This window comes from Rhizobium sp. CFBP 8762 (assembly GCF_014841565.1).
Taxonomy (GTDB): domain Bacteria; phylum Pseudomonadota; class Alphaproteobacteria; order Rhizobiales; family Rhizobiaceae; genus CFBP-8762.
In genome coordinates, this window is record NZ_JACYUD010000027.1 from 1 (window position 1) to 772 (window position 772).

Genomic DNA, 772 nt, shown 5'->3' on the forward strand with positions numbered 1-772 from the left:
TTGGCCTACGGACAACTGATTACTCAGATTAGTTCGTGAACCACCTGCAAGCGCAGTGCGGTAAAGCGCAAAATGCGAGTCTTTATCGTGAAGAGACGCTGACGGTGCGCAACCGTGACGGACGTAAACGGGCTTTGAGGACGAAACGGCCTTGAGCACGGCCTTGCGTGCTAAAGAGCGCTGGAGCCCGGATTTCGTTCGCGACGCCTTCATAGATGGTCATCGCTTTCGGCTCTTCGCAGCCGTGGAAGAATTCACCTCCGAATGCCTAGCGATGCTTGCTGACACGTTGCTAGTGGGCGGCGGCTTGCCCGGCAACTCAATGCCGCTATCGTTCAACGAGTCAACCGCGAACGTTTGTCTCGGAAGATGGCACGGTGATGACCAGTATAGCCGTTGTGCAATGGTCCAAAGCACTCATGTTAAATAGCATTATATCGCACCGGGCAAGCCTATGCAGAATGACTTCGTAGAAAGCTTCAAGGGCAGCTTGGGTGACGAATGCCTTAACGAGACACTGTTCTCGTCACAGATACAGGCTAGGACTGAGATCGTAGCATAGAATGAAGACCACAATCGTAACAGATCGCACTCTTCATTCGGCAACATCACACCGAGTAATTTCGCAATGAAACTAGCTGTGAAAAAACAGGCGGCATATTGCCGTATTGAAAGCCCAACACTTTCCTAAAGCTAACGAGAGGATGGTTCTAGGGCGTGTCGTCAGTTGAGTGAAATGACCGCAGCGATGAGCTGCACGGCTCCGAGAAAA

General features: G+C 51.7%; 1 protein-coding gene. It reads left to right on the top strand.

Annotated elements, in window-relative coordinates; translation table 11 throughout:
* Positions 1–436: 436 nt before the first annotated feature.
* Complete coding sequence (locus IFT84_RS21840) at positions 437–562, top strand: integrase core domain-containing protein (protein ID WP_446737637.1); 126 nt, start codon at positions 437–439, stop codon at positions 560–562.
* Positions 563–772 lie beyond the last annotated feature (210 nt).